This window comes from Micromonospora cynarisoli, assembly GCF_030518815.1.
Lineage (GTDB): Bacteria > Actinomycetota > Actinomycetes > Mycobacteriales > Micromonosporaceae > Micromonospora > Micromonospora wenchangensis.
Map to the genome: position 1 here is coordinate 6,106,015 of NZ_CP130426.1, position 19,711 is coordinate 6,125,725.

18 protein-coding genes are annotated in these 19,711 nt (G+C 74.2%); 9 read left to right on the forward strand and 9 right to left on the reverse strand.

The window, feature by feature from the left end:
* Positions 1 to 9: 9 nt before the first annotated feature.
* From Q2K16_RS26900 to Q2K16_RS26910, 3 genes are all read right to left on the reverse strand, one after another.
* Complete coding sequence (locus Q2K16_RS26900) at positions 10 to 591, reverse strand: isochorismatase family protein (protein ID WP_204927218.1); 582 nt, start codon at positions 589 to 591, stop codon at positions 10 to 12.
* A gap of 67 nt (positions 592 to 658) precedes the next feature.
* Positions 659 to 1,945 (reverse strand): nicotinate phosphoribosyltransferase, encoded by a 1,287-nt coding sequence (locus tag Q2K16_RS26905; RefSeq protein ID WP_302740932.1) that lies wholly within the window; start codon positions 1,943 to 1,945, stop codon positions 659 to 661.
* Between the two features lie 16 nt (positions 1,946 to 1,961).
* Positions 1,962 to 4,640, reverse strand: a complete 2,679-nt coding sequence (locus Q2K16_RS26910) for a helix-turn-helix transcriptional regulator (RefSeq protein ID WP_302740933.1) — start codon at positions 4,638 to 4,640, stop codon at positions 1,962 to 1,964.
* Between the two features lie 197 nt (positions 4,641 to 4,837).
* Here Q2K16_RS26910 and Q2K16_RS26915 point away from each other — a divergent pair, with 197 nt between their 5' ends.
* From Q2K16_RS26915 to rdgB, 9 genes are all read left to right on the forward strand, one after another.
* A complete protein-coding gene (locus Q2K16_RS26915; protein WP_302740934.1) occupies positions 4,838 to 6,403 on the forward strand; it encodes a hypothetical protein in 1,566 nt (521 codons plus the stop codon).
* A gap of 130 nt (positions 6,404 to 6,533) precedes the next feature.
* On the forward strand, positions 6,534 to 6,824 hold the full coding sequence (gene clpS, locus Q2K16_RS26920; protein WP_088641781.1) for an ATP-dependent Clp protease adapter ClpS: 291 nt from the start codon (positions 6,534 to 6,536) through the stop codon (positions 6,822 to 6,824).
* 61 nt (positions 6,825 to 6,885) lie between these two features.
* Positions 6,886 to 7,386 carry a DUF2017 domain-containing protein gene (locus Q2K16_RS26925; RefSeq protein WP_088641876.1) on the forward strand — a complete coding sequence of 167 codons (501 nt, stop codon included), beginning with the start codon at positions 6,886 to 6,888 and terminating at the stop codon, positions 7,384 to 7,386.
* A gap of 55 nt (positions 7,387 to 7,441) precedes the next feature.
* Entirely contained in the window at positions 7,442 to 7,930 is a 489-nt protein-coding gene (locus tag Q2K16_RS26930; protein WP_204927214.1) for a M67 family metallopeptidase, read from the forward strand.
* 62 nt (positions 7,931 to 7,992) lie between these two features.
* Positions 7,993 to 8,358, forward strand: coding sequence for a MoaD/ThiS family protein (locus tag Q2K16_RS26935; protein WP_145918120.1), 366 nt, complete (start codon positions 7,993 to 7,995; stop codon positions 8,356 to 8,358).
* Between the two features lie 11 nt (positions 8,359 to 8,369).
* Complete coding sequence (locus Q2K16_RS26940; RefSeq protein WP_145918121.1) at positions 8,370 to 9,335, forward strand: PLP-dependent cysteine synthase family protein; 966 nt, start codon at positions 8,370 to 8,372, stop codon at positions 9,333 to 9,335.
* A gap of 193 nt (positions 9,336 to 9,528) precedes the next feature.
* Positions 9,529 to 10,275 carry an MBL fold metallo-hydrolase gene (locus Q2K16_RS26945; protein ID WP_302740935.1) on the forward strand — a complete coding sequence of 249 codons (747 nt, stop codon included), beginning with the start codon at positions 9,529 to 9,531 and terminating at the stop codon, positions 10,273 to 10,275.
* A 54-nt stretch (positions 10,276 to 10,329) separates the two neighbouring features.
* On the forward strand, positions 10,330 to 11,058 hold the full coding sequence (gene rph / locus Q2K16_RS26950; protein WP_302740936.1) for a ribonuclease PH: 729 nt from the start codon (positions 10,330 to 10,332) through the stop codon (positions 11,056 to 11,058).
* The gene (gene rdgB, locus Q2K16_RS26955) at positions 11,055 to 11,669 is read left to right on the forward strand and encodes an RdgB/HAM1 family non-canonical purine NTP pyrophosphatase (RefSeq protein ID WP_302740937.1); all 615 of its coding nucleotides are present in this window, start codon (positions 11,055 to 11,057) and stop codon (positions 11,667 to 11,669) included. The genes rph and rdgB overlap by 4 nt, the downstream gene beginning before the upstream one ends.
* 60 nt (positions 11,670 to 11,729) lie before the next feature.
* On the opposite strand, the gene hutH is transcribed toward rdgB, so the two are convergent.
* From hutH to Q2K16_RS26985, 6 genes are read right to left on the reverse strand one after another with little or no spacing between them, the layout of a single operon-like run.
* Positions 11,730 to 13,268 carry a histidine ammonia-lyase gene (hutH, locus tag Q2K16_RS26960; RefSeq protein ID WP_302740938.1) on the reverse strand — a complete coding sequence of 513 codons (1,539 nt, stop codon included), beginning with the start codon at positions 13,266 to 13,268 and terminating at the stop codon, positions 11,730 to 11,732.
* Positions 13,256 to 14,446: an imidazolonepropionase gene (gene hutI / locus Q2K16_RS26965; protein ID WP_302740939.1), complete on the reverse strand. Its 1,191-nt coding sequence runs from the start codon at positions 14,444 to 14,446 to the stop codon at positions 13,256 to 13,258. Before hutI ends, hutH begins: the two co-directional genes overlap by 13 nt.
* Positions 14,447 to 14,500: 54 nt before the next feature.
* Entirely contained in the window at positions 14,501 to 15,856 is a 1,356-nt protein-coding gene (locus Q2K16_RS26970) for a formimidoylglutamate deiminase (protein WP_302746628.1), read from the reverse strand.
* Positions 15,853 to 17,067: an allantoate amidohydrolase gene (locus Q2K16_RS26975; protein WP_302740940.1), complete on the reverse strand. Its 1,215-nt coding sequence runs from the start codon at positions 17,065 to 17,067 to the stop codon at positions 15,853 to 15,855. The genes Q2K16_RS26970 and Q2K16_RS26975 overlap by 4 nt, the downstream gene beginning before the upstream one ends.
* Positions 17,068 to 17,122: 55 nt before the next feature.
* The gene (hutU, locus tag Q2K16_RS26980; RefSeq protein ID WP_302740941.1) at positions 17,123 to 18,775 is read right to left on the reverse strand and encodes a urocanate hydratase; all 1,653 of its coding nucleotides are present in this window, start codon (positions 18,773 to 18,775) and stop codon (positions 17,123 to 17,125) included.
* Between the two features lie 12 nt (positions 18,776 to 18,787).
* On the reverse strand, positions 18,788 to 19,636 hold the full coding sequence (locus Q2K16_RS26985) for a MurR/RpiR family transcriptional regulator (RefSeq protein ID WP_302740942.1): 849 nt from the start codon (positions 19,634 to 19,636) through the stop codon (positions 18,788 to 18,790).
* Positions 19,637 to 19,711 lie beyond the last annotated feature (75 nt).

Sequence of the window (19,711 nt, forward strand, 5' to 3'; positions counted from 1 at the left end):
ATTACCGGCTCATGCGGCGCTGATCACCGGCTCCCCGCGCAGGGTCACCCCGGCACCGTCCATCGCCCGCAGCGCCACGTCCAGCGTCGCCGGCGCGACCGCCGCCGTCAGGTCGAGCAGCACGGTGGTGGCGAAGCCCTCCCGGGCGGCGTCCAGGGCGGTGGCCCGTACGCAGTGGTCGGTGGCGATGCCGACCACGTCGACCCGGTCCACGTCGTGCCGGCGCAGCCAGTCGGCCAGGCACTCGCCGTCGTCGGCGTGCCCCTCGAACCCGGAGTACGCGGCGGCGTGCTCGCCCTTGTGGAAGACCGCCTCGACCCGGTCGGTCACCAGGTCGGGGTGGAACTCGCTGCCCGGGGTGCCGACCACGCAGTGCCGGGGCCACGACTCGACGTAGTCCGGCGGGTCGCCGAAGTGCGCCCCCGGGTCGACGTGGTAGTCCTTGGTGGCGACCACGTGGTCCCACCGCCGGGGCTCCCCGGCCAGCAGACCCGAGATGCCGGCGGCGACGCCCGCACCCCCGGTGACGGCGAGGGAACCGCCCTCACAGAAGTCGTTCTGCACGTCCACGATGATCAGCGCGTTGGCCATCGGTGCCCTTCCTTCCGCTCGCCGCCGGTGACCCCACCTGCGGCACGACCCAGTCTGCCCCGACGGCTCAACCGGCCGGGACGACCGTGACCGGGATCGCCGGATCACCTGCGGAGAGCTTCAACCCCTCCCACGGGATCGAGATCAGGCACTGGCGCAGGTGCTCCCGGGACTCGGCGATGGTGGGCAGGTCCACAGGTTCGCCGTCGACCACGTACGAGTGCTGGAGCAGCCGGTCGTTGGCCTGCCGGTCCGGCACGCCCTGCGAGACCACGATCTCCTCGGTGGCGGTGCCGGTGGGCTTGTGCCGGCGTACCGCGACCTTCCGGCCCCCGATGGTGGCCTTGTTCTCGGAACGCTTGACCACCGGCCGCCCGTCCACCTCGACCAGCTTGTAGACGAGGCTGGCGGTGGGCGCGCCGGAGCCGGTGACCACGGCGGTGCCCGCGCCGTACATGTCGACAGGTTCGGCGGCGAGCGCGGCGATGGCGTACTCGTCGAGATCCCCCGAGACGATGATCTTCGTTTCGGTGGCGCCGAGCGAGTCGAGTAGTTCCCGGGACTGCTGGGCGATGACCGCGAGGTCGCCGGAGTCGATCCGGACCGCCCTCAGCTGTGGCCCGGCCACCTCGATGGCGGTCCGGATGCCCTGACTGATGTCGTACGTGTCGACCAGCAGCGTGGTGTCCCGACCCAGCGTGGCGACCTGCGAGGCGAACGCCGTCCGCTCGTCGTCGTGCAGCAGGGTGAACGCGTGCGCGGCGGTCCCGGCGGTGGGGATGCCGTAGCGCCGGCCGGCGGCGAGGTTGGAGGTGAACCGGAACCCGGCCAGGTACGCCGCCCGCGCGGCGGCCACCGCCGCCTCCTCGTGGGCCCGCCGGGAACCCATCTCGATCAGGGCCCGGCCCCGGGCCGCGGTGACCATCCGGGCGGCCGCCGCGGCCACCGCGCAGTCGTGGTTGAGCACCGACAGCACCAGCGTCTCCAGCACCACGCACTCGGCGAAGCCGCCGGAGATGGTGAGGATCGGGGAGCCGGGGAAGAACAGCTCGCCCTCGGCGTACCCGTCGATGTCGCCGGTGAAGCGGTAGTCGGCCAGCCAGCGGGCGGCGGGCTCGTCCACCACCCCGGTGCGGAGCAGGAACTCGACCTCCTCCGGGGCGAACCGGAACTCCCTGACCATGTCGATCAGGCGGCCGGTCCCCGCGACCACCCCGTACCGGCGTCCGGCGGGCAGGCGTCGGCTGAACACCTCGAAGGTGCACCGGCGGTCGGCGGTGCCGTCGCGCAGGGCGGCACTGACCATGGTCAGCTCGTAGTGGTCGGTCAGCAGCGCGGGGCGAAGGTGGCTCACCTGCCCAGCCTAGAGTTCAGCCGGTCGGACCGTCGCCGTGGCCCGGGATCGCCCGCAGCGCGGCACCCAACTCGGCCCGGCCGGTGATGCCGAGCTTGCTGTAGACCCGCTGGAGATGGTTCTCCACAGTCCGGGGCGACAGGAACAGCCGGCCCGCGATGGCCCGGCTGGTCACCCCGGCGGCGGCGAGTACGGCGATCTCCAGCTCCCGGCCGCTGAGCATGGGCCGTAAGGCGTCCAGCGCCGGGGTTCGGATCTGGTCGCAGCGGGTGAGCAGGGCGGCGAGCCGTTCGTGCGCGGCGGCGGCCGACGTCGACCTGTCCCGTCGCCACCCGTGCAGCGCGGTCGCCGTGGCGTCGACCGCCCAGACCGTCAGGTCGAGCTTCGTGAGGCCGTCCGCCACCTCCAGCAGGGCCTCCCCGTCGCGTGCGGCGGCGGCCCGTGCGTACCGGGCGAGCAGCGGGGTCAGCGCCCCGTCGACGGTCTCGGAGAGTTCGGTCAACCGCTGCGCCACCGTACGCTGGCTGCCGTCGGTGCAGGTCGGCCCGACCGGGGCGGTGGCCCGGCCGAGCCGGACCAGGTCGTGCAGCACCAGCACCTCGTGGCCGGCGAACCCGTCGGCGCGCAACCTGTCGACCAGCGCGCCGAGGTGCCGTGCCGCCCCGGCCAGGTCGCCCCCGGCGGCCAGCACCGCGGCCCTGGCCTGCTCCAGCCACGGTTGGAGCACGGCCATGCCGGGGGCCTGGGTCCGGTCGGCCTCGGCCATCGCCTCGGCGGCGGTGGCCGGGTCGCCGCGCAGCACCGCCGCCTGCGCCCGCTCGGCGTGCGCCAGTCCTGCGAAGACCCGGCTGGTGGCGAGCACCGCGCACGCGCCGAGGCTGGCCTTGAGCGCATCGTCGCCACGACCGCGCAGCCGCGCCGCGTACGCCTGGAGGATGGACAGGTAGCCGGTGCCGAGCCGGAAGTCCCCGGCGCCGGCCTGGTCGGCGAACTCGTCGGCCACGATGGCGTCGATGCCGGCCAGGTCCCCGGAGAGCGCCAGCCGGGTGCCCCGGGCCAGTTCCATGGCCAGTTGCAGGTACGGCATGTCGGCCCGCCAGTTCGCCGCCTCCGCCTGCACCCGGCCGATCGCCGTGGCGCTGGCCCGGAGCCGGCCGCGCACCGCGTCGGCGTGGGCGATGGTGCACCGGGCCAGCTCCCGGGCGGCGACGCTGGCCGCCGGCCGGTCCAGGACCGAGCGGCCGAGCCGCAGCGCGGTGTCGACCTCCAGACCGTGCAGCCGCATGATCGCCTCGAAGGCGCGCACCCGGGCCTGGTGCCCGGGGTCGGTCAGGGCGTGCCCGGCCGCCGCGATGGTGTCCACGGTGGATCGTTCGCTGAGCCCCCAGTAGCTGACCATCCCGCGTACGGTGAGCCAGCGGCTGCGGCGTTCCTCGCAGGCGATGTCGTCGGCCACCGCGTCGAGCACCCCGACCGCCTCGGCCGGCCGGTCACCGAACATCAGGATGGTGGCGAGCAGTTCGGCGGCGTCGTAGCCGCCGTCGGCGTCGAGCGCGGCCCGGGCCAGCCGGGTGGCCAACGGCACGTCGTACCTGGAGAACGCCTGGACGGCCGCGTGCAGCAGCAGGGCCGGGTCCTGGGCGGTGCCGGAGTCGAGCCGCCACACCGCCACCCGGAGCAGGTCGCCCCGGCGGCGCGCCCCGACCGACTCCACCTGCTCGGCGAGTTGGGCCTGGAGGCGGCGGGTCCGGCTGACCGGGCAGCGACGGCGGATCACCTCGCCGTACAGCGGGTGGGCGAGCCGGACGTCCATCCGCCGGTCGTCGGGCACGACGGTGATCAGCCCGCGTTCCTCGGCGACCTCCACGGCGGCCGGGTCGGCGGCCCGGTCGAGCAGGCGCAGGCCGAGCGGTTCACCAAAGGCGACCAGTTCGACCACCGCGCGGACCGCGGGGTCCAACTGGCCGATCCGGGTGTCGATGAGGTCGGTGAGGCTGGGGGCCAGCTCCAGCCGCCCGGTCCACCGCCACATCCCGTAGGTGCGGACCAGTTCACCCCCGGTGTTGGCGGCCAGCACCAGCTCCCGCAGCAGCAGCGGGTTGCCGGCGGAGAGCCGGAACAGCCGCTCGGCGGAGCCGGCGTCGACCGGTCCGTCCAGCAGGGCGGTGAGCAGGCCGGTGGTCTCACCCGGGCCGAGCGGGGCCAGCTCGGCGTGCGCGACCAGGTCGTCGGTCCACAGTGCTCGGATCGGCAGCGGGATCTGCTCGCCGCTGCGCAGGGTGCCCAGCACGGTGGTGTTCTCGGCGCGGGCGAGCAGGTGGACCAGCGCCGCCGAGGGCGGGTCGAGCAGGTGGGCGTCGTCGATGGCGAGCACGATGCGCCGCCCGGCCGCCTGCTCCTGGAGCACGTCGACGCCCCAGCGCAGCACCCCGGCGGGGGAGAGCCCGGGTGGGTGCTCGGCCGGCAGCACCGGGGCGAGCCCTCCGAAGGGCAGCGCCGCGGTGGCCGTGCTGGCCGCGACGAACGACAGCGCGTACCGCTCGGGAGGTAGCGCGGCCACCGCCTCGCGGAGCAACCGGCTCTTGCCGACGCCCGCGCTGCCGCTGAAGAAGAGCCCGTGCCCCTGGCCCTCGTGCACCGCTGCCAACAGACGGTTGAGTTCATCCGTTCGGCCGACGAAACTCCACCGACTCATCCGAGCAGCATATCGATGTAAATCGGTCCGGAGACACCCGGTCACGCTGTGAAGTTGAGTAATGTCGCAGTTACTGCTGAGTATCCGAGATGTTCCGGTGGAACCCGGTGCGGCCCGTAACCTTCCCGCAGCCCATCGTCACCGATCGGACGTCCTACCGCGGGTGCACTCAGTTGCCCGCGTCGAGCGGAGGCCGAATGAAGCCCGGTCCACTCCCCGGGGTCGACATGACCGACGACCCGTCCGACCATCCCGACCCCGTCGGGCTGCCGCCCCGGGGTCCGCTCCCGGCCCACCCGCGGGCCGCCGAGGCCGACCCCGACGAGCCGCTCGCCGTGGTGGCCGCCGGTCCCGCCGGGGCGGCCCGCCGCGAGGTGCTCGCCGCGCTGCTCGGGGTCTCCTCCGGCATGCTCGTCACCCCGGCGGGCAGCTGCCTGCTGGTCCGGCACGCCCGGGTGGCGACCCGGGCGGCGTACGTGCCCGGCTACCGGCAGCCGCACTCCTACGGCGCCGACCAGGCCGCCGCCGGTCCGGCGCTGGCCCGCGCGCCACGGCGGGTCGAACTGAGCCTGCCGGAACCGCTGCTGCGGCACTTCGCCGTGGTCGACGCACCGGACACCGACACCCTCGGCGTGGCCGGCGGCCGGGTCCTGCTCGACGCGGTCGTCCGGTCCGGCGCGCTGCTGTTCGTGATCGGCGCCGACCAGACCTTCACCGCCGCCGACCTGCAACTGCTCGCCGAGGTGGCACGTACCCGGGTGCGGGTCTTCTTCGTGGTGACCCCCGGCGCGGGCGGCTGGGCGGCGTCGGACCCGGCCGCGACCGACGACACCGGGGTGGTCCTCCCGTCGCCGCCCGACGCGCCCCCGGCCGGCGGCCCGGTCGACCCGGTGGCGGTGACCGTCGCGGCGCACCGGGCCACGCTGCTGGCCGCGGTGCCGGGGCTGGCCGAGGCCAACTGGTATCCCGTGCACCGGGCCGAGCACCCGGCCCTGCGCCGGGCGCTGGTCGGCTGGTCGGCCATCGAGGGGCTGCGCCGGGCGAGTTCCCGGCCGCCCGTGCCGCCCGGCGCGCACGGGCGGGTGCCGGTGGCACCCGAACCACCTGGCGACGACTGGGCCGACCGGTTGGAACGGCAGAGCCGCCTCTGCGCCCGAGGCATCCGTCAGCAGCTCGCGCTCGAACTGGCCAACATCCACCTGCGGACCGTCCAGGAGATCGTCTTCGGGGTCGGTTGCGCGGGCCTGCCGCAACTGCTCGACCGGGAACTGGAGGCGCTCTCCCTGCTCGCGACCGAGCAGCAGGACCGGGCCGTGCGGGAGATCCTCGACGGGGCCACCGCCCGGATCTTCGGCGCTCCGCTGGCCGAGGGGGTACGCCAGCGCATCCGCGCGGCCGTGCGGTGGGGGCTGACCGACCATCCGTCCGGTCAGGAACTGGACCGGGTGCTCCTGGTCACCGGCACCGCCGGGGTGGCGGTGCTGCCCGGGGCCGGGGCGCTGGACGCCCTGCTCGGTCATCCCGGCGCGCCCCGGACCGAGGTGCTGCCCCGGATCGGGGTCGCCCTGTCCGGCGGGTGCTGGCAGCACTGGCGCAGCCCCGGCAACGACGATCCGAACGCCGCCCGGTCCTGGGCGCAGCGGGCGCTGCGCGAGGTCGAGCTGGAGTTGTCCCGGGAGGTGTCACGGCGGTTCGAGGCGTTCCGGCTCGCGCTCGACGCGGTCCTCACCGACGCCCTCGACCACGGCATCCTGCTCGCCTGAACCGAGCGTCCCGGTGCGTATCCCCGCCGTGTCCGTACTCCGCCCGGTTTCCGCAGCTCGGGAGGGTGATCCCCGCTGCCCCGGCGTTCCGGTTCATCGGATCGCCACTTCCGGTGGCACGATGGGGGGCATGGCCGCTCCACAGGTTGCCCCGGTCGAGACGCCGGACACCGACGAGGTGCCGGTCGAGGACCGGCAGTGGGTGACGATCGTCTGGGACGACCCGGTCAACCTCATGACGTACGTGACCTGGGTCTTTCAGAAGCTGTTCGGTTACAGCCGGGAGAAGGCCGAGAAGCTGATGCTGGACGTGCACCACAAGGGCCGGGCGGTGGTCTCCAGCGGCGCCCGGGAGCGGATGGAGCACGACGCGTCGCAGTTGCACGCCTACGGCCTCTGGGCGACGGTGGACCGGTCGTGAGCGTGAACGTGCGGAGTGAGCCGGGTTTGCGGGTCCGGCGGTGGCGATGGAGGTCGACGCGGTGAGCATGTTCCGTCGCCAGGGCGGCTGTTACGTGGCGACCTTCGCCGTCGACGAGGTCCGGGTGCTGCGCAAGGTCGCCACCGAGGTGGTCGGCCTGCTGACCGACGGCTTCGACCACACCGACCCGGTCGTCGGGCGGCTCTTCCCCGACGCCTACCCGGACGATCCGGCCGGCACGGCGGAGTTCCGCCGGTACACCGAGGGCGACCTGAAGACCGCCAAGATCGACCAGGCGGGCGCGGTGCTGGCCGCGCTGCCCGAGTCGGCCGGTGGCGAGGTGCGGCTGGACGCCGAGGCGGCCGAGGCGTGGCTGCGGGCGCTCAACGACGCCCGGCTGGCGATGGGCGTCCGGCTGGAGATCAGGGACGGCACCGACCTGGGCGAGGAGCTCGACGACGCGGTCGCCGACGACCCCACCTCGTCACGGGTGTTCCAACTGTCGGTCTACGCCTATCTGGGTTATCTCCAGGAATCCCTGCTCAACGCCATGATCGACTGAACTGTGACGGTCACCGCCTCGCCGGGCCCGGCGGGTGGGCGCTAGGCTGGGCGACGTGCTGAGCATCGACCGGTCGATCGTCGACGCGATCGTCGCCCACGCGCGCCGGGACCACCCGGACGAGGCGTGTGGGGTGGTCGCCGGACCCGTGGGCGGCGACACCCCGACCCGGCACATCCCGATGGACAACGCGGCCCGCTCGATGACCTTCTACGAGTTCGACTCGATGGAGCACCTGCGGGTCTGGCGGGAGATGGACGACCGCGACGAGGAACCGGTGGTCATCTACCACTCGCACACCGCCACCGAGGCGTACCCGTCCCGCACGGACGTCGCCTTCGCCGGTGAGCCGGGCGCGCACTACCTGCTGGTCTCCACCCGCGAACCGGACACCGAGGAGATCCGCTCCTTCCGGATCGTCGACGGTGTGGTGACCGAGGAGCCGGTGCGGATCGTGGACGCCGGGGTGGACCCGCACGCGGTCCAGTCCTACATGTTCGGGCAGAGCCCGGCGACGGTCGACTACGAGTGTTCCGGCAGCTGACCTCCAGCTCCGCACACCCTGTTCCGTCCGGCACCGAGGCACACCCGACCAAGGAGTACGTCATGGCCATCGAGGTTCGCATCCCCACCATCCTGCGCAGCTACACCGGCGGCGCGAAGGTCGTCGAGGGCGCCGGGGACACCCTGGGCGACCTGCTCACCGACCTGGACACCCGGCACGCCGGCCTGAAGGCCCGGCTGGTCACCGACGCCGGTGCGCTGCACCGCTTCGTCAACGTCTACGTCAACGACGAGGACGTCCGTTTCCTGGGCGCGCTGGACGCCAAGCTCAACGACGGCGACAGCGTCACCGTCCTGCCGGCCGTCGCCGGTGGGGCGTTCGGCTTCGCCGCCGCGGCGGCGATCAGCCAGCACCGGGCGGCCACCGCGGCGGTGGCCGCCCGGCGCGCGGCCGTCGCCCCCCGCTGAGAGCGGGCGTCATGGCGCGGTACGACAGCCTGCTCGACGCCTGCGGCGGCACCCCCCTGGTGGGGTTGCCCCGGCTCTCGCCGACGGTGCCCGACGGGGCACCGCCGGTGCGGCTGTGGGCCAAGCTGGAGGACCGGAACCCGACCGGCAGCATCAAGGACCGCGCGGCCCTGTTCATGGTCCGCGCGGCGGAGCAGGCCGGCCGGCTCCGGCCCGGGGACACCATCCTGGAGCCGACCAGCGGCAACACCGGCATCTCGCTGGCCATGGTGGCCAAGCTGCGCGGCTACCGGCTGGTCTGCGTGATGCCGGAGAACGTCTCCACCGAGCGGGTCCAGCTGCTCCGGATGTATGGCGCGGAGATCATCTTCTCGCCGGCGGCGGGCGGCTCGAACCAGGCGGTCGCCACCGCGAAGCAGATCGCGGTCGACCACCCGGACTGGGTGATGCTCTACCAGTACGGCAACGAGGCCAACGCCCGCGCCCACTACGAGACCACCGGCCCGGAACTGCTGCACGACCTGCCCACCATCACGCACTTCGTGGCGGGCCTGGGCACCACCGGCACCCTGATGGGCACCGGGCGGTTCCTGCGGGAGAAGGTCGAGGGCATCCAGGTGGTGGCCGCCGAGCCGCGCTACGGCGAACTCGTCTACGGCCTGCGCAACATCGACGAGGGTTACGTCCCGGAGTTGTACGACGCGGCGGTGCTCACCAGGCGCTTCTCCGTCGGCACCCGGGACGCGGTGCTGCGTACCCGGCAGTTGGTGGAGGTGGAGGGGATCTTCGCCGGGTTCTCCACCGGGGCGATCCTGCACGCCGCCCTGTCGGTGGCACACGAGGCGGTCCGGGACGGCCGACGGGCCGACGTCGCCTTCGTGGTCTGCGACGGCGGTTGGAAGTACCTCTCCACCGGGGCGTACGGCGGCACCCTCGCCGACGCCGAGAGCTCCCTGGAGGGGCAGCTCTGGGCCTGACCCGGCGCGGGGCCGGTCGGCGGAGGGTTGGCCGGCCCCCGCGGGTGTCACGTTGGTGACAACTTCAAGAAGATGATTCTTGCCCTGCCGTCGCTGCGCGTAGGCTGCGCACCGTGGCGTACGCGTCGGTAGAGATCATAATCGGTGCTGACCCCGGCGTGTCGACTACGTACCGTAATGGTGGGGCGACCGGATGCGGCTGACCGTCCTGGGCTGTGCGGGAAGCTTCCCCGGCCCCGAATCCCCCTGTTCGGCCTACCTGATCGAGGCGCAGGGTTTCCGGCTGCTGGTCGACTTCGGGCCGGGCTCGCTGTCCACCCTCCAGCGGTACGCCGGCCTGCACGCCCCGGACGCCATCCTCCTCACCCACCTGCACTGCGACCACATCCTCGACGCCGCGTCGTACGTGGTGGTCCGGCGGTACGCCCCGGACGGCCCCTACCCGCCGCTGCCGGTGTACGCGCCACCGGGCGCCCCGGACCGGCTCGCCACCGCCTACGGCCAGGACGACAGCAGCGTGGAGGACGTCTACCAGTTCTACGGCCTCCAGCCGGGCACCTTCCCGATCGGCCCGTTCACCGTCACCGTCGACCGGGTCAACCATCCGATCGAGACGTACGGGGTGCGGTTGGAGCACGAGGGCCGGGTGCTCTGCTACTCCTCGGACACCGCCCCCTGCGACGCGCTGCTGCGGCTCGCCCAGGACGCCGACGTCTTCCTCTGCGAGGCCAGCTACCTCGACGGGGTGGACAATCCACCGGATCTGCACCTGACCGGCCGGGAGGCGGGCGAGACGGCCACCAAGGCGGGGGTGGGCCGGCTGCTGCTGACCCACCTGGTGGCGGCCTGGGGCAGCGAGTCACACACGGTCGCCTCGGCGTCCGGGGCGTTCACCGGGCCGCTGGAAGTGGTGCGGGCCGGTGCCAGCTACGACGTCTGAGCCCACCCGGGCACCCGGCCATGCGCCGATCATGCGACCGCATAGGGTGCAGGGATGGCACGACCTGACGGGCGGCGGCCCGACCAACTCCGACCGGTGACGTTGACCCGGGGCTGGAGCACCCACCCGGAGGGCTCGGTGCTCGTCGAGTTCGGCGGCACCCGGGTGCTCTGCACCGCCAGCGTCACCGAGGGTGTGCCCCGCTGGCGCAAGGGCTCCGGGCTCGGCTGGGTCACCGCCGAGTACGCGATGCTGCCCCGGGCCACCAACACCCGCTCCGACCGGGAGAGCGTGCGCGGCAAGATCGGTGGGCGGACCCACGAGATCTCCCGGCTGATCGGCCGCAGCCTGCGCGCCTGCGTCGACCTCAAGGCGCTCGGCGAGAACTCGATCGTGCTCGACTGCGACGTGCTCCAGGCCGACGGCGGCACCCGTACCGCCTCGATCACCGGCGCGTACGTGGCCCTCTACGACGCGGTGAGCTGGCTTGCCGGCCGTAAGTCGCTGGCCGGTAAGCCGGAGAAGGTGATGCACCGGTCGGTGGCCGCGGTCAGCGTCGGCATCGTCGGCGGGGAACCCCTGCTCGACCTCTGCTACGTGGAGGACGTCGCCGCCGAGGTGGACATGAACGTCGTCTGCACCGGCGAGGGCGACTTCGTGGAGGTGCAGGGCACGGGCGAGGACGGCGTCTTCTCCCGGACGCAGCTCGACGCGTTGCTGGACGTCGCGTCGTTGGGTTGTCTGGAACTGGCCGAGGCGCAGCGGAAGGCTCTCGCATCATGAACAAGGTCCTGCTCGCCACCCGTAACCGCAAGAAGCTGGTGGAGTTGCAGCGCATCCTCGACGGCGCGCTCGGCGCGCACCGGATCGCCCTGCTCGGTCTCGACGACGTCGAGGAGTACCCGGAGCTGCCCGAGACCGGTCTCACCTTCGGCGAGAACGCCCTGATCAAGGCGCGGGAGGGCTGTCGGCGTACCAACCTGCCCACCATCGCCGACGACTCCGGCATCGCCGTCGACGCGCTCAACGGCATGCCCGGGGTGTTCAGCGCCCGCTGGGCCGGCCGGCACGGCGACGACCGGGCCAACCTCCAGCTGGTGCTGGACCAGATCGCCGACCTGCCCGATGAGCACCGGGGGGCGTCGTTCGTCTGCACCGTGGCGCTGGTGCTGCCCGGCGGCAAGGAACACCTGGTCGACGGCCGCCAGCCCGGCCGGCTGCTGCGCGCCCCGCGCGGCGAGGGCGGCTTCGGGTACGACCCGATCTTCGTGGGCGACGGCCAGGAGCGGACCAACGCGGAGCTGACCCCCCAGGAGAAGGACGCGATCAGCCACCGGGGCAAGGCGTTGCGCGAGTTGGCGAAGCTCGCCGCCAAGGTGCTCCCCGCCAGCTGACCCGGCCGCCCGTCCCCGGATGGGGACGGGCGGCGGTGTCCGGTGTGGACGCCACGGCGGTCAGCGCAGCGGGCCGACCTCGCGTTCGATGGCGGCCCGCAGGTCCGGGCCGGCGAGCACCGACCGGGCCGCCGCCAGCACCGGGGCGAGGAAGACGTCCGGGCCGGGCCGGCCGGCCGCCGGGCCGAGCGCGTCCAGCGCGGCCCGGCCGGCGGGCGACGGCGTCAGCGGGGCGCGCAACTGGAGCCCCCGGACGGCCGCGAGCAGCTCCACGGCGAGCAGGCTGGTCAGGTTGTCCAGCACGGTGCGCAGTTTCTTGGCCCCCGCCCAGCCCATCGAGACGTGGTCCTCCTGCATGCCGCTGGTGGGCAGCGAGTCGACCGAAGCGGGCGCGGCCAGCCGGCGGTTCTCCGCGACGATCCCGGCGGCCGTGTACTGGGCGATCATCAGCCCGGAGTTCACCCCGGCGTCGGGGGACAGGAACGCCGGCAGGTCCCGGTTGCGGGTCACGTCGAGCAGCCGGTCCACCCGACGTTCGGCGATCGCCCCCACCTCGGCGGCGGCGATCGCCAGGTAGTCGGCGGCGAAGCCGAGCGGGGCACCGTGGAAGTTGCCTGTCGACTCGACCCGGCCGTCCGGCAGCACCACCGGGTTGTCCACCACCGACACCAGCTCCCGGTCGGCCACCGTCGCGACGAAGTCGAGGGTGTCCCGGGCCGCACCGGCCACCTGCGGGGCGCACCGCATCGAGTACGCGTCCTGCACGGCGTGCGCCAGGTCGTCGCGGTGCGAGTCCATCACCCGGGAGTCCTGGAGCAGCCGGTGGATGTTCGCCGCCGACGCGGCCTGCCCGGGGTGCGGCCGGATGGCGTGCAGCTCCGGCAGGAACGGCCGTTCCGAGCCGAGCATCGCCTCGATGGCCAGCGCGGCGGTCACGTCGGCCATGGCGAACAGGTGCCGGGCGTCCGCGACGGCCAGCAGCAGCATGCCGAGCATGCCGTCGGTGCCGTTGATCAGCGCCAGCCCCTCCTTGGCGGCCAACGCCACCGGGGCCAGCCCGGCCGAGCGCAGCGCGTCGGCGGCGTCGACCCGCTCGCCGGTCGGGCCGAGCACCCACCCCTCGCCGAGCAGCACCAGTGCGCAGTGCGCCAGCGGAGCCAGGTCACCTGACGCGCCGAGCGACCCGTGCTCCGGCACCCACGGGGTGACGTCGGCGTTGAGCAGGTCGACGAGCGCCTGCGCGACCAGCGGCCGGACCCCGGAGCGGCCCAGCGCCAGCGAGCGGACCCGCAGCAGCATCATCGCCCGGACCACCTCGCGGGGCATCGGCGCGCCGATCCCGGCGGCGTGCGAGCGGATCAGCGCGTGCTGCAACTCGGCCCGGCGTTGCGGGGCGACGAACGTGTTCGCCAACGCCCCGAAGCCGGTGGAGACGCCGTACACCGGGCGGCCGGCGGCCTCGATGCCGTCCACGATGCGGCGGCTGGCGGCCATCGCCTCGACGGCCGCCGGGGCGAGGACGACCCGGGCGTCGCCGCGCGCCACGGCGAGCACGTCGGCGGGGGTGATTCCGGTGGGCTGGACGGTCACAGTCGACATTGCGGCACTCCGTTGTGCAGAACCTGGCGGATCAGGGGAACACCCGGCCGGTAGGCCAGGTGCAGGTGGGACGGGGCGTCGAGGATCATCAGGTCGGCCCGCGCCCCGGGGCGCAGCACCCCGACGTCGGTGCGGCGCAACGCCCGCGCGCCGCCGGCCGTCGCGGCCCACACCGCCTCCGCCGGGGTCATCCGCATCTCGCGGACGGCCAGCGCGACGCAGAACGGCATCGACGAGGTGTACGACGACCCGGGGTTGCAGTCCGTGGCCAGCGCCACGGTCACCCCCGCGTCGAGCAGCCGCCGGGCGTCCGGGTACGGCGACCGGGTGGAGAACTCGGCCCCCGGCAGCAGGGTCGCCACCGTCGGATCGTCGGCGGTGGCCGAACCGGCCAGCGCGTCGACGTCGGCGTCGGACAGGTGGGTGCAGTGGTCGACGCTGGCCGCGCCCAACTCCACCCCGAGCCGCACCCCCGGCCCCGGGCCGAGCTGGTTGGCATGCAACCGCAGCCCCAGACCGGCGGCCTGCCCGACGGTGAGGATGGCCCGCGCGTGGTCGGCGTCGAACGCGCCCCGCTCGCAGAACACGTCCACCCAGCGGGCGTACGGCGTGGCGGCGGTGAGCATCGGCCCGCAGACCAGCCCCACGTAGTCGTCGGGGCGGCCCGCGTACTCGGCGGGAACGACGTGCGCGCCGAGGAAGGTGGTCTCGACGGTCACCTCGGCGGCGATCCGCAGCGAGCGGGCCTCGTCGGCGACGGTCAGGCCGTACCCGCTCTTGATCTCCATGGTGGTGGTGCCCTGCCGCATGGCCTCGTCGCGCAGCCGGCGCACGGTGTCCCGCAGGTCGTCGTCGGAGGCCGCGCGGGTCGCGCCGACCGTGGTCCGGATGCCACCCCCGGTGTACGGCTCACCGGCCATCCGGGCCGCGAACTCGGCCGCCCGGTCCCCGGCGAACACCAGGTGGGCGTGGCTGTCCACGAACCCGGGCAGCACCGCGCCGCCCCCGGCGTCGATCCGCCGGTCGGCGGCCGGGGCGTACCGGGTTGGCCCGATCCAGACGACCCGACCCGCCTCCACCAACAGGGCCACCCCCCGCCGCAGGCCCAGCGGCCCGCCGCCGGGGCTCGGCACGTTGGTGACCAGCTCGCCGATGTCGTCGACCAGCAGACTGCTCACGACACACCTCCCGCCGCCGACCGCCGCGTCCCGCCCGGCTTCGGCCCGGTGCGGCTAGTCACCGGTCACCGCCGTGACCGCCGCGCTCAGCTCCGCCGGCACGTCCACGGTCAGGTGCCGGCCGTCGCGCACCACCTGCCGCCCGTCGACCACCACCTGGTCGACGTCGGCGGCGGTGGCCGCGAAGAACACCGCCACCGGCGGCACCCCGGCGGTACGCGGGCTGTCCAGCCGTACGGTCACCAGGTCGGCGCGTTCCCCGACGGCGATCCGCCCGGCGTCGGCCCAGCCCAGCGCGGCGTGCCCGGTGACGGTGGCCGCGTCACGCAGCGCGGCGGCGGTGAAGTGTCCGCGCCGCCTGGTACGCAGCCGCTCGTCCAGCTCCACCGCGCGGGCCTCCTCGAACAGGTCGACCACGGCGTGACTGTCGCTGCCCAGGCTCAGCGGGATGCCGGCGTCGGCCATCAGCCGGGCCGGCCCGATCCCGTCGGCCAGGTCCCGTTCCGTCGTGGGGCACAGGCACACGCCGGTCCGGTGCTCGGCCAGCAGGGCCAGGTCGGCACCGGTCGGGTGGGTGGCGTGCACGGCCGTGACGTCCGGCCCGAGCACCCCGCGTTCGGCGAGCAGCCCGGTCGGGGTACGCCCGTGCGCCGCCCGGCAGGCGTCGTTCTCGGCCGGTTGCTCCGACAGGTGCACGTGCAGCGGCGCACCCTGCCGGTACGCCCACCCGGCGACGGTGGCGAGCTGCTCCGCCGGCACCGCGCGGACCGAGTGCACCGCCGCCCCGCGCAGCGCGTGCCCCCCGGCCGGGCGGAACCCGTCGACCCGGTCCGCCCAGCGCCGCGCGTCCCCGTCGCCGAAGCGCCGCTGCACCCCGGCCAGCGGATCCCCGGTCACCGAGGCGGTCAGGTAGCAGGCGTCCAGCAGGGTGATCCGGATGCCTGCCTGCGCCGCCGCCTCGACCAGCGCCGCGCCCATCGCGTTCGGGTCGTCGTACGGCCGGCCGTCGGGGCCGTGGTGCAGGTAGTGGAACTCGCCGACGCAGGTCACCCCGGCCAGCGCCATCTCGGCGTACGCGGCCCGGGCCAGCGCCAGGTACGAGTCGGGGTCGAGCCGGCCGGCGACGGCGTACATCTCCTCCCGCCAGCTCCAGAAGTCACCCCGCCCGCCGTGGGTGCGCCCGCGCAACGCCCGGTGGAAGGCGTGCGAGTGGGCGTTGGCCAGGCCGGGCAGGGTGAGGCCGGGCAGCCGTACCGCCTCGGCGAGCACCTCCACCCCGGTGTGCGGCGCGTCGCCCCGGGCCAGCGGGGTGACGGCGGTGAACCGGCCGTCCTCGGCCTCGATCAGCACGTCCGGGGTCGGCGCGGCACGGTCGGGTAGCCACGCCTGCTCGGCCAGCCAACGGGTCAGTGGCATGCCAGCTCCTCCAGCACCCGGGCCAGCGCGACCACCCCGGCCGCGCAGTCGGCGTCGGTGGCCGACTCGGCGGGGGAGTGCGACACCCCGGTCGGGTTGCGCACGAACAGCATCGCGGTGGGCAGGTGGGCGGCGAGCACCCCGGCGTCGTGGCCGGCCCCGGTGGGCAGCACCGGCGCGGCGAGCAGCCCCGCCAGCCGGTCGGCCAGCCCACCGTCGAAGGTGACCAGCGGGGTGGCCGACTCCCGGGTCACGGTCAGCTCGGTGCCGTCGCGGCGGGCCCGTTCGGCGGCCTTGGCCCGGACCGCCTCGACGAGGCCGTCCAGGGTCTCCGGCGCGGCGGCGCGGGCGTCCAGCCAGCCGGTCACCGTCGACGGGATCGCGTTGGTGGCGTTCGGTTCCACCGCCACCCGGGCGACGGTGGCGTGCGCGTCGCGCAGCCGGGCCTCCTTGTTCGCCGCGAGCACGGTGAACGCGAAGGTGAGCATCGGGTCGCGGCGGTCGGCCATCCGGGTCGTACCGGCATGGTTGCCCTCGCCGCGCAGCTCGAAGCGCCACCGGCCGTGCGGCCAGATGGCGCTCGCCACCGCGACCGGCGCGTCGGCGTCGACAAGCGCCCGCCCCTGCTCGACGTGCAGCTCCACGAAGGCGGCGAACCGGCCGAGCAGCGCCGGGTCGGCACCCGCCGGCCGCTGGCCCAGCGCCTCGGCGAAGCTCACCCCGGCCGCGTCGCGCAGCCCGGCCGCGCGGTCGGCGTCGATCTCGCCGGTGAGCAGCCTCGACCCCAGGCACGGTACGCCGAACCGGGCCCCCTCCTCCTCGACGAACGCGGCCACCACCACCGGCCGGACCGGGGTGACGCCTGCGGCCCGCAGCTCGTCCACGGCGAGGAACGCGCTGACGATGCCCAACGGCCCGTCGTACGCCCCGCCGTGCGGCACCGAGTCGAAGTGGCTGCCGGTGAGCACCGCCCCGACGCCGGCCGGCCCGCCGCTGTCCGGGTCGCCCCACCAGGCGAACAGGTTGCCGTTGCCGTCCCCGCTGACCGGCATGCCCCGCAGGTCGGCCTGCGCCCGGAACCACTCCCGCAGCCGCAGCTCCGGCGCGGTCAGCGCGTACCGCAGATAGCCGCCGCTGCCGGCGTCCCGGCCGATCGGCGCGATCTCGTCCCACAACTCCCGGAACCGGCCGGTCCCGCGGCTCACGCGGTTTCCCCTTCGTTCGCGACTGCGGGGCTCCGCTGCGCTGCGCTCCTCGCGCTCACCGGTCTTCCGCCATGGGGATGCGCACGTCGGTGCGGGCGGCGACGTCGCGGGCGGTGTCGTAGCCGGCGTCGACGTGGCGGATGACCCCCATCGCCGGGTCGTTGGTGAGCACCCGTTCGATCTTCTGCCCGGCCAGCGCGGTGCCGTCGGCCACGCAGACCTGACCGGCGTGCAGCGACCGGCCGATGCCCACCCCACCGCCGTGGTGGATCGACACCCAGGACGCGCCGCTGGCCGTGTTGACCAGTGCGTTGAGCAGCGGCCAGTCGGCGATCGCGTCGGAGCCGTCGGCCATCGCCTCGGTCTCCCGGTACGGGCTGGCGACGCTGCCGCAGTCCAGGTGGTCCCGGCCGATCACGACAGGCGCGGACAGTTCCCCTGCGGCGACCATGTCGTTGAACCGCACCCCGGCGACGTCCCGCTCGCCGTAGCCCAGCCAGCAGATCCGGGCCGGCAGCCCCTGGAAGGCGACCCGTTCGCCGGCCATCCGCATCCACCGGGCCAGCGACTCGTTCTCGGGGAACAGGTCGAGCACGGCCCGGTCGGTGGCGGCGATGTCGGCCGGGTCGCCGGAGAGCGCCGCCCAGCGGAACGGCCCCCTGCCCTCGCAGAACAGCGGCCTGATGTACGCGGGCACGAAACCGGGGAAGTCGAACGCGCGCGCGTACCCGCCGAGCTGCGCCTCGCCCCGGATCGAGTTGCCGTAGTCGAACACCTCCGCGCCCGCGTCGAGGAAGCCCACCATCGCCTCGACGTGCTTGGCCATCGACGCCCGCGCCCGGTCGGTGAACTCGGCCGGCTTGGCCGCCGCGTAGTCCCGGGCGTCGGCCAACTCCACCCCCTCCGGCAGGTACGACAGCGGGTCGTGCGCGCTGGTCTGGTCGGTGACCACGTCGACGGCGACGCCCCGGCGTCTCAGTTCGGGGAAGACGGTGGCGGCGTTGCCGACCACGCCGACGCTCAGCGCCCGCCGGTCCCGCTTGGCGGCCAGCACCCGGGCGACGGCGTCGTCGAGCGAGTCGGCGACCTCGTCGAGGTAGCGGTCGTGCACCCGCCGGTCGAGCCGGGTCCGGTCGACGTCCACGATCAGGCAGACCCCGTCGTTCATGGTGACCGCGAGGGGTTGCGCCCCGCCCATCCCGCCGCAGCCGGCGGTGAGGGTCAGCGTTCCGGCGAGGCTGCCGCCGAAGCACTTCGCGGCGACGGCGGCGAACGTCTCGTAGGTGCCCTGGAGGATGCCCTGGGTGCCGATGTAGATCCACGAGCCGGCGGTCATCTGCCCGTACATGGTCAGGCCGAGGGATTCCAGGCGGCGGAACTCGGGCCAGGTGGCCCAGTCGCCGACCAGGTTGGAGTTGGCCAGCAGCACCCGGGGTGCCCACTCGTGGGTCCGTAGCACCCCGACCGGGCGGCCCGACTGCACCAGCAGCGTCTCGTCGTCGCGCAGCCCGGTGAGGGTGCGCACCAGCGCGTGGTACGACGGCCAGTCCCGGGCGGCCTTCCCGGTGCCGCCGTAGACCACCAGGTCGTCGGGGCGTTCGGCCACCTCCGGGTCGAGGTTGTTCATCAGCATCCGCAGGGCGGCCTCCTGCGGCCACCCCTGCGCGGTACGGGTGGTGCCACGGGCGGCACGGACGGGCTGGTGCATGGCGTACTCCTCTCAGCCGAGGAACAACTGACGACGGGCGGCGGACGACTCGAACGCCTCCAGGCGGCGCTGGGTCTGGATCGGGGCGGCGTCGCAGATCGCCTGGAGCACCACCATGGCCAGGGTCATCGGGGCGGTGTGCAGGTCGAAGACGAGGTCGGTGCCGACGGCGGCGGGGAGCACCAGTTCGGCGTACTCGGTGGCGGGGCTGACCGGGGAGTCGGTGATCGCGACGACGGTGAGGCCGGCGTCGCGGGCCGCGCGCAGCGCGTCGAGGGTCTCCCGGGGGTAGCGGGGCAGCACGAAGGCGAGCAACGCGTCCGCCCCGGCCGAGGCGGCCTGTTCGAGCCGGTCGGTGAGCAGGCTGCCACCGTCGTCGAGGACCCGGACGTCGGGCAGCACCTTGGCGGCGAAGTAGGCGAAGTAGGCGGCCAGCGGCGCGGCGGCCCGCAGGCCGAGCACCGGCAGCGGGCGGCTCGCCGCGAGCAGCCGACCGGCGGTGGCGATCTTCTCCCGGTCGGCCAGTTCGCCCGCCAGCCGGTCCAGGTTCGCCATCTCGGCGCGTACCGCGAGTTGCAGTTCGTTGCCGTCGTCGGCGCGGCCGTCGGGGCCGGCGGTCAGCTCGCGCAGCCGGCGGCGCAACGCCGGGTAGCCGTCGTGGCCGAGCGCCACGGCGAACCGGGTCACCGACGGCTGGCTGACCCCGGCCAGCTCGGCCACCTCGGCCGCCGACAGGTAGGCCACGGTGGCGGCGTGCTGCACCAGGCAGTGCGCGATGCGCCGCTGGGTGGGGGTGAGCCGGACCCCGTGGAACAGGTCGAGCAGCCGGTCCGGTGGCGCGGCGACGGCTCCGTCATTCATGCCGTGACTCTATGCATGAAAAATTTCAGAGGCAAGCAGCGGCTTCCTGTCGCGAGGCAGGCAGCGGCTTCCCGG

Bases quoted from the DNA above. Each gene is read 5' to 3' on its own strand.
- Q2K16_RS26900 (WP_204927218.1), bottom strand. From the start codon at position 591: ATGGCCAACGCGCTGATCATCGTGGACGTGCAGAACGACTTCTGTGAG.
- Q2K16_RS26910 (WP_302740933.1), bottom strand. From the start codon at position 4,640: ATGAGTCGGTGGAGTTTCGTCGGCCGAACGGATGAACTCAACCGTCTG.
- Q2K16_RS26915 (WP_302740934.1), top strand. From the start codon at position 4,838: ATGAAGCCCGGTCCACTCCCCGGGGTCGACATGACCGACGACCCGTCC.
- clpS (WP_088641781.1), top strand. From the start codon at position 6,534: ATGGCCGCTCCACAGGTTGCCCCGGTCGAGACGCCGGACACCGACGAG.
- Q2K16_RS26935 (WP_145918120.1), top strand. From the start codon at position 7,993: ATGGCCATCGAGGTTCGCATCCCCACCATCCTGCGCAGCTACACCGGC.
- Q2K16_RS26940 (WP_145918121.1), top strand. From the start codon at position 8,370: ATGGCGCGGTACGACAGCCTGCTCGACGCCTGCGGCGGCACCCCCCTG.
- Q2K16_RS26945 (WP_302740935.1), top strand. From the start codon at position 9,529: ATGCGGCTGACCGTCCTGGGCTGTGCGGGAAGCTTCCCCGGCCCCGAA.
- rph (WP_302740936.1), top strand. From the start codon at position 10,330: ATGGCACGACCTGACGGGCGGCGGCCCGACCAACTCCGACCGGTGACG.
- rdgB (WP_302740937.1), top strand. From the start codon at position 11,055: ATGAACAAGGTCCTGCTCGCCACCCGTAACCGCAAGAAGCTGGTGGAG.
- hutH (WP_302740938.1), bottom strand. From the start codon at position 13,268: ATGTCGACTGTGACCGTCCAGCCCACCGGAATCACCCCCGCCGACGTG.
- hutU (WP_302740941.1), bottom strand. From the start codon at position 18,775: ATGCACCAGCCCGTCCGTGCCGCCCGTGGCACCACCCGTACCGCGCAG.
- Q2K16_RS26985 (WP_302740942.1), bottom strand. From the start codon at position 19,636: ATGAATGACGGAGCCGTCGCCGCGCCACCGGACCGGCTGCTCGACCTG.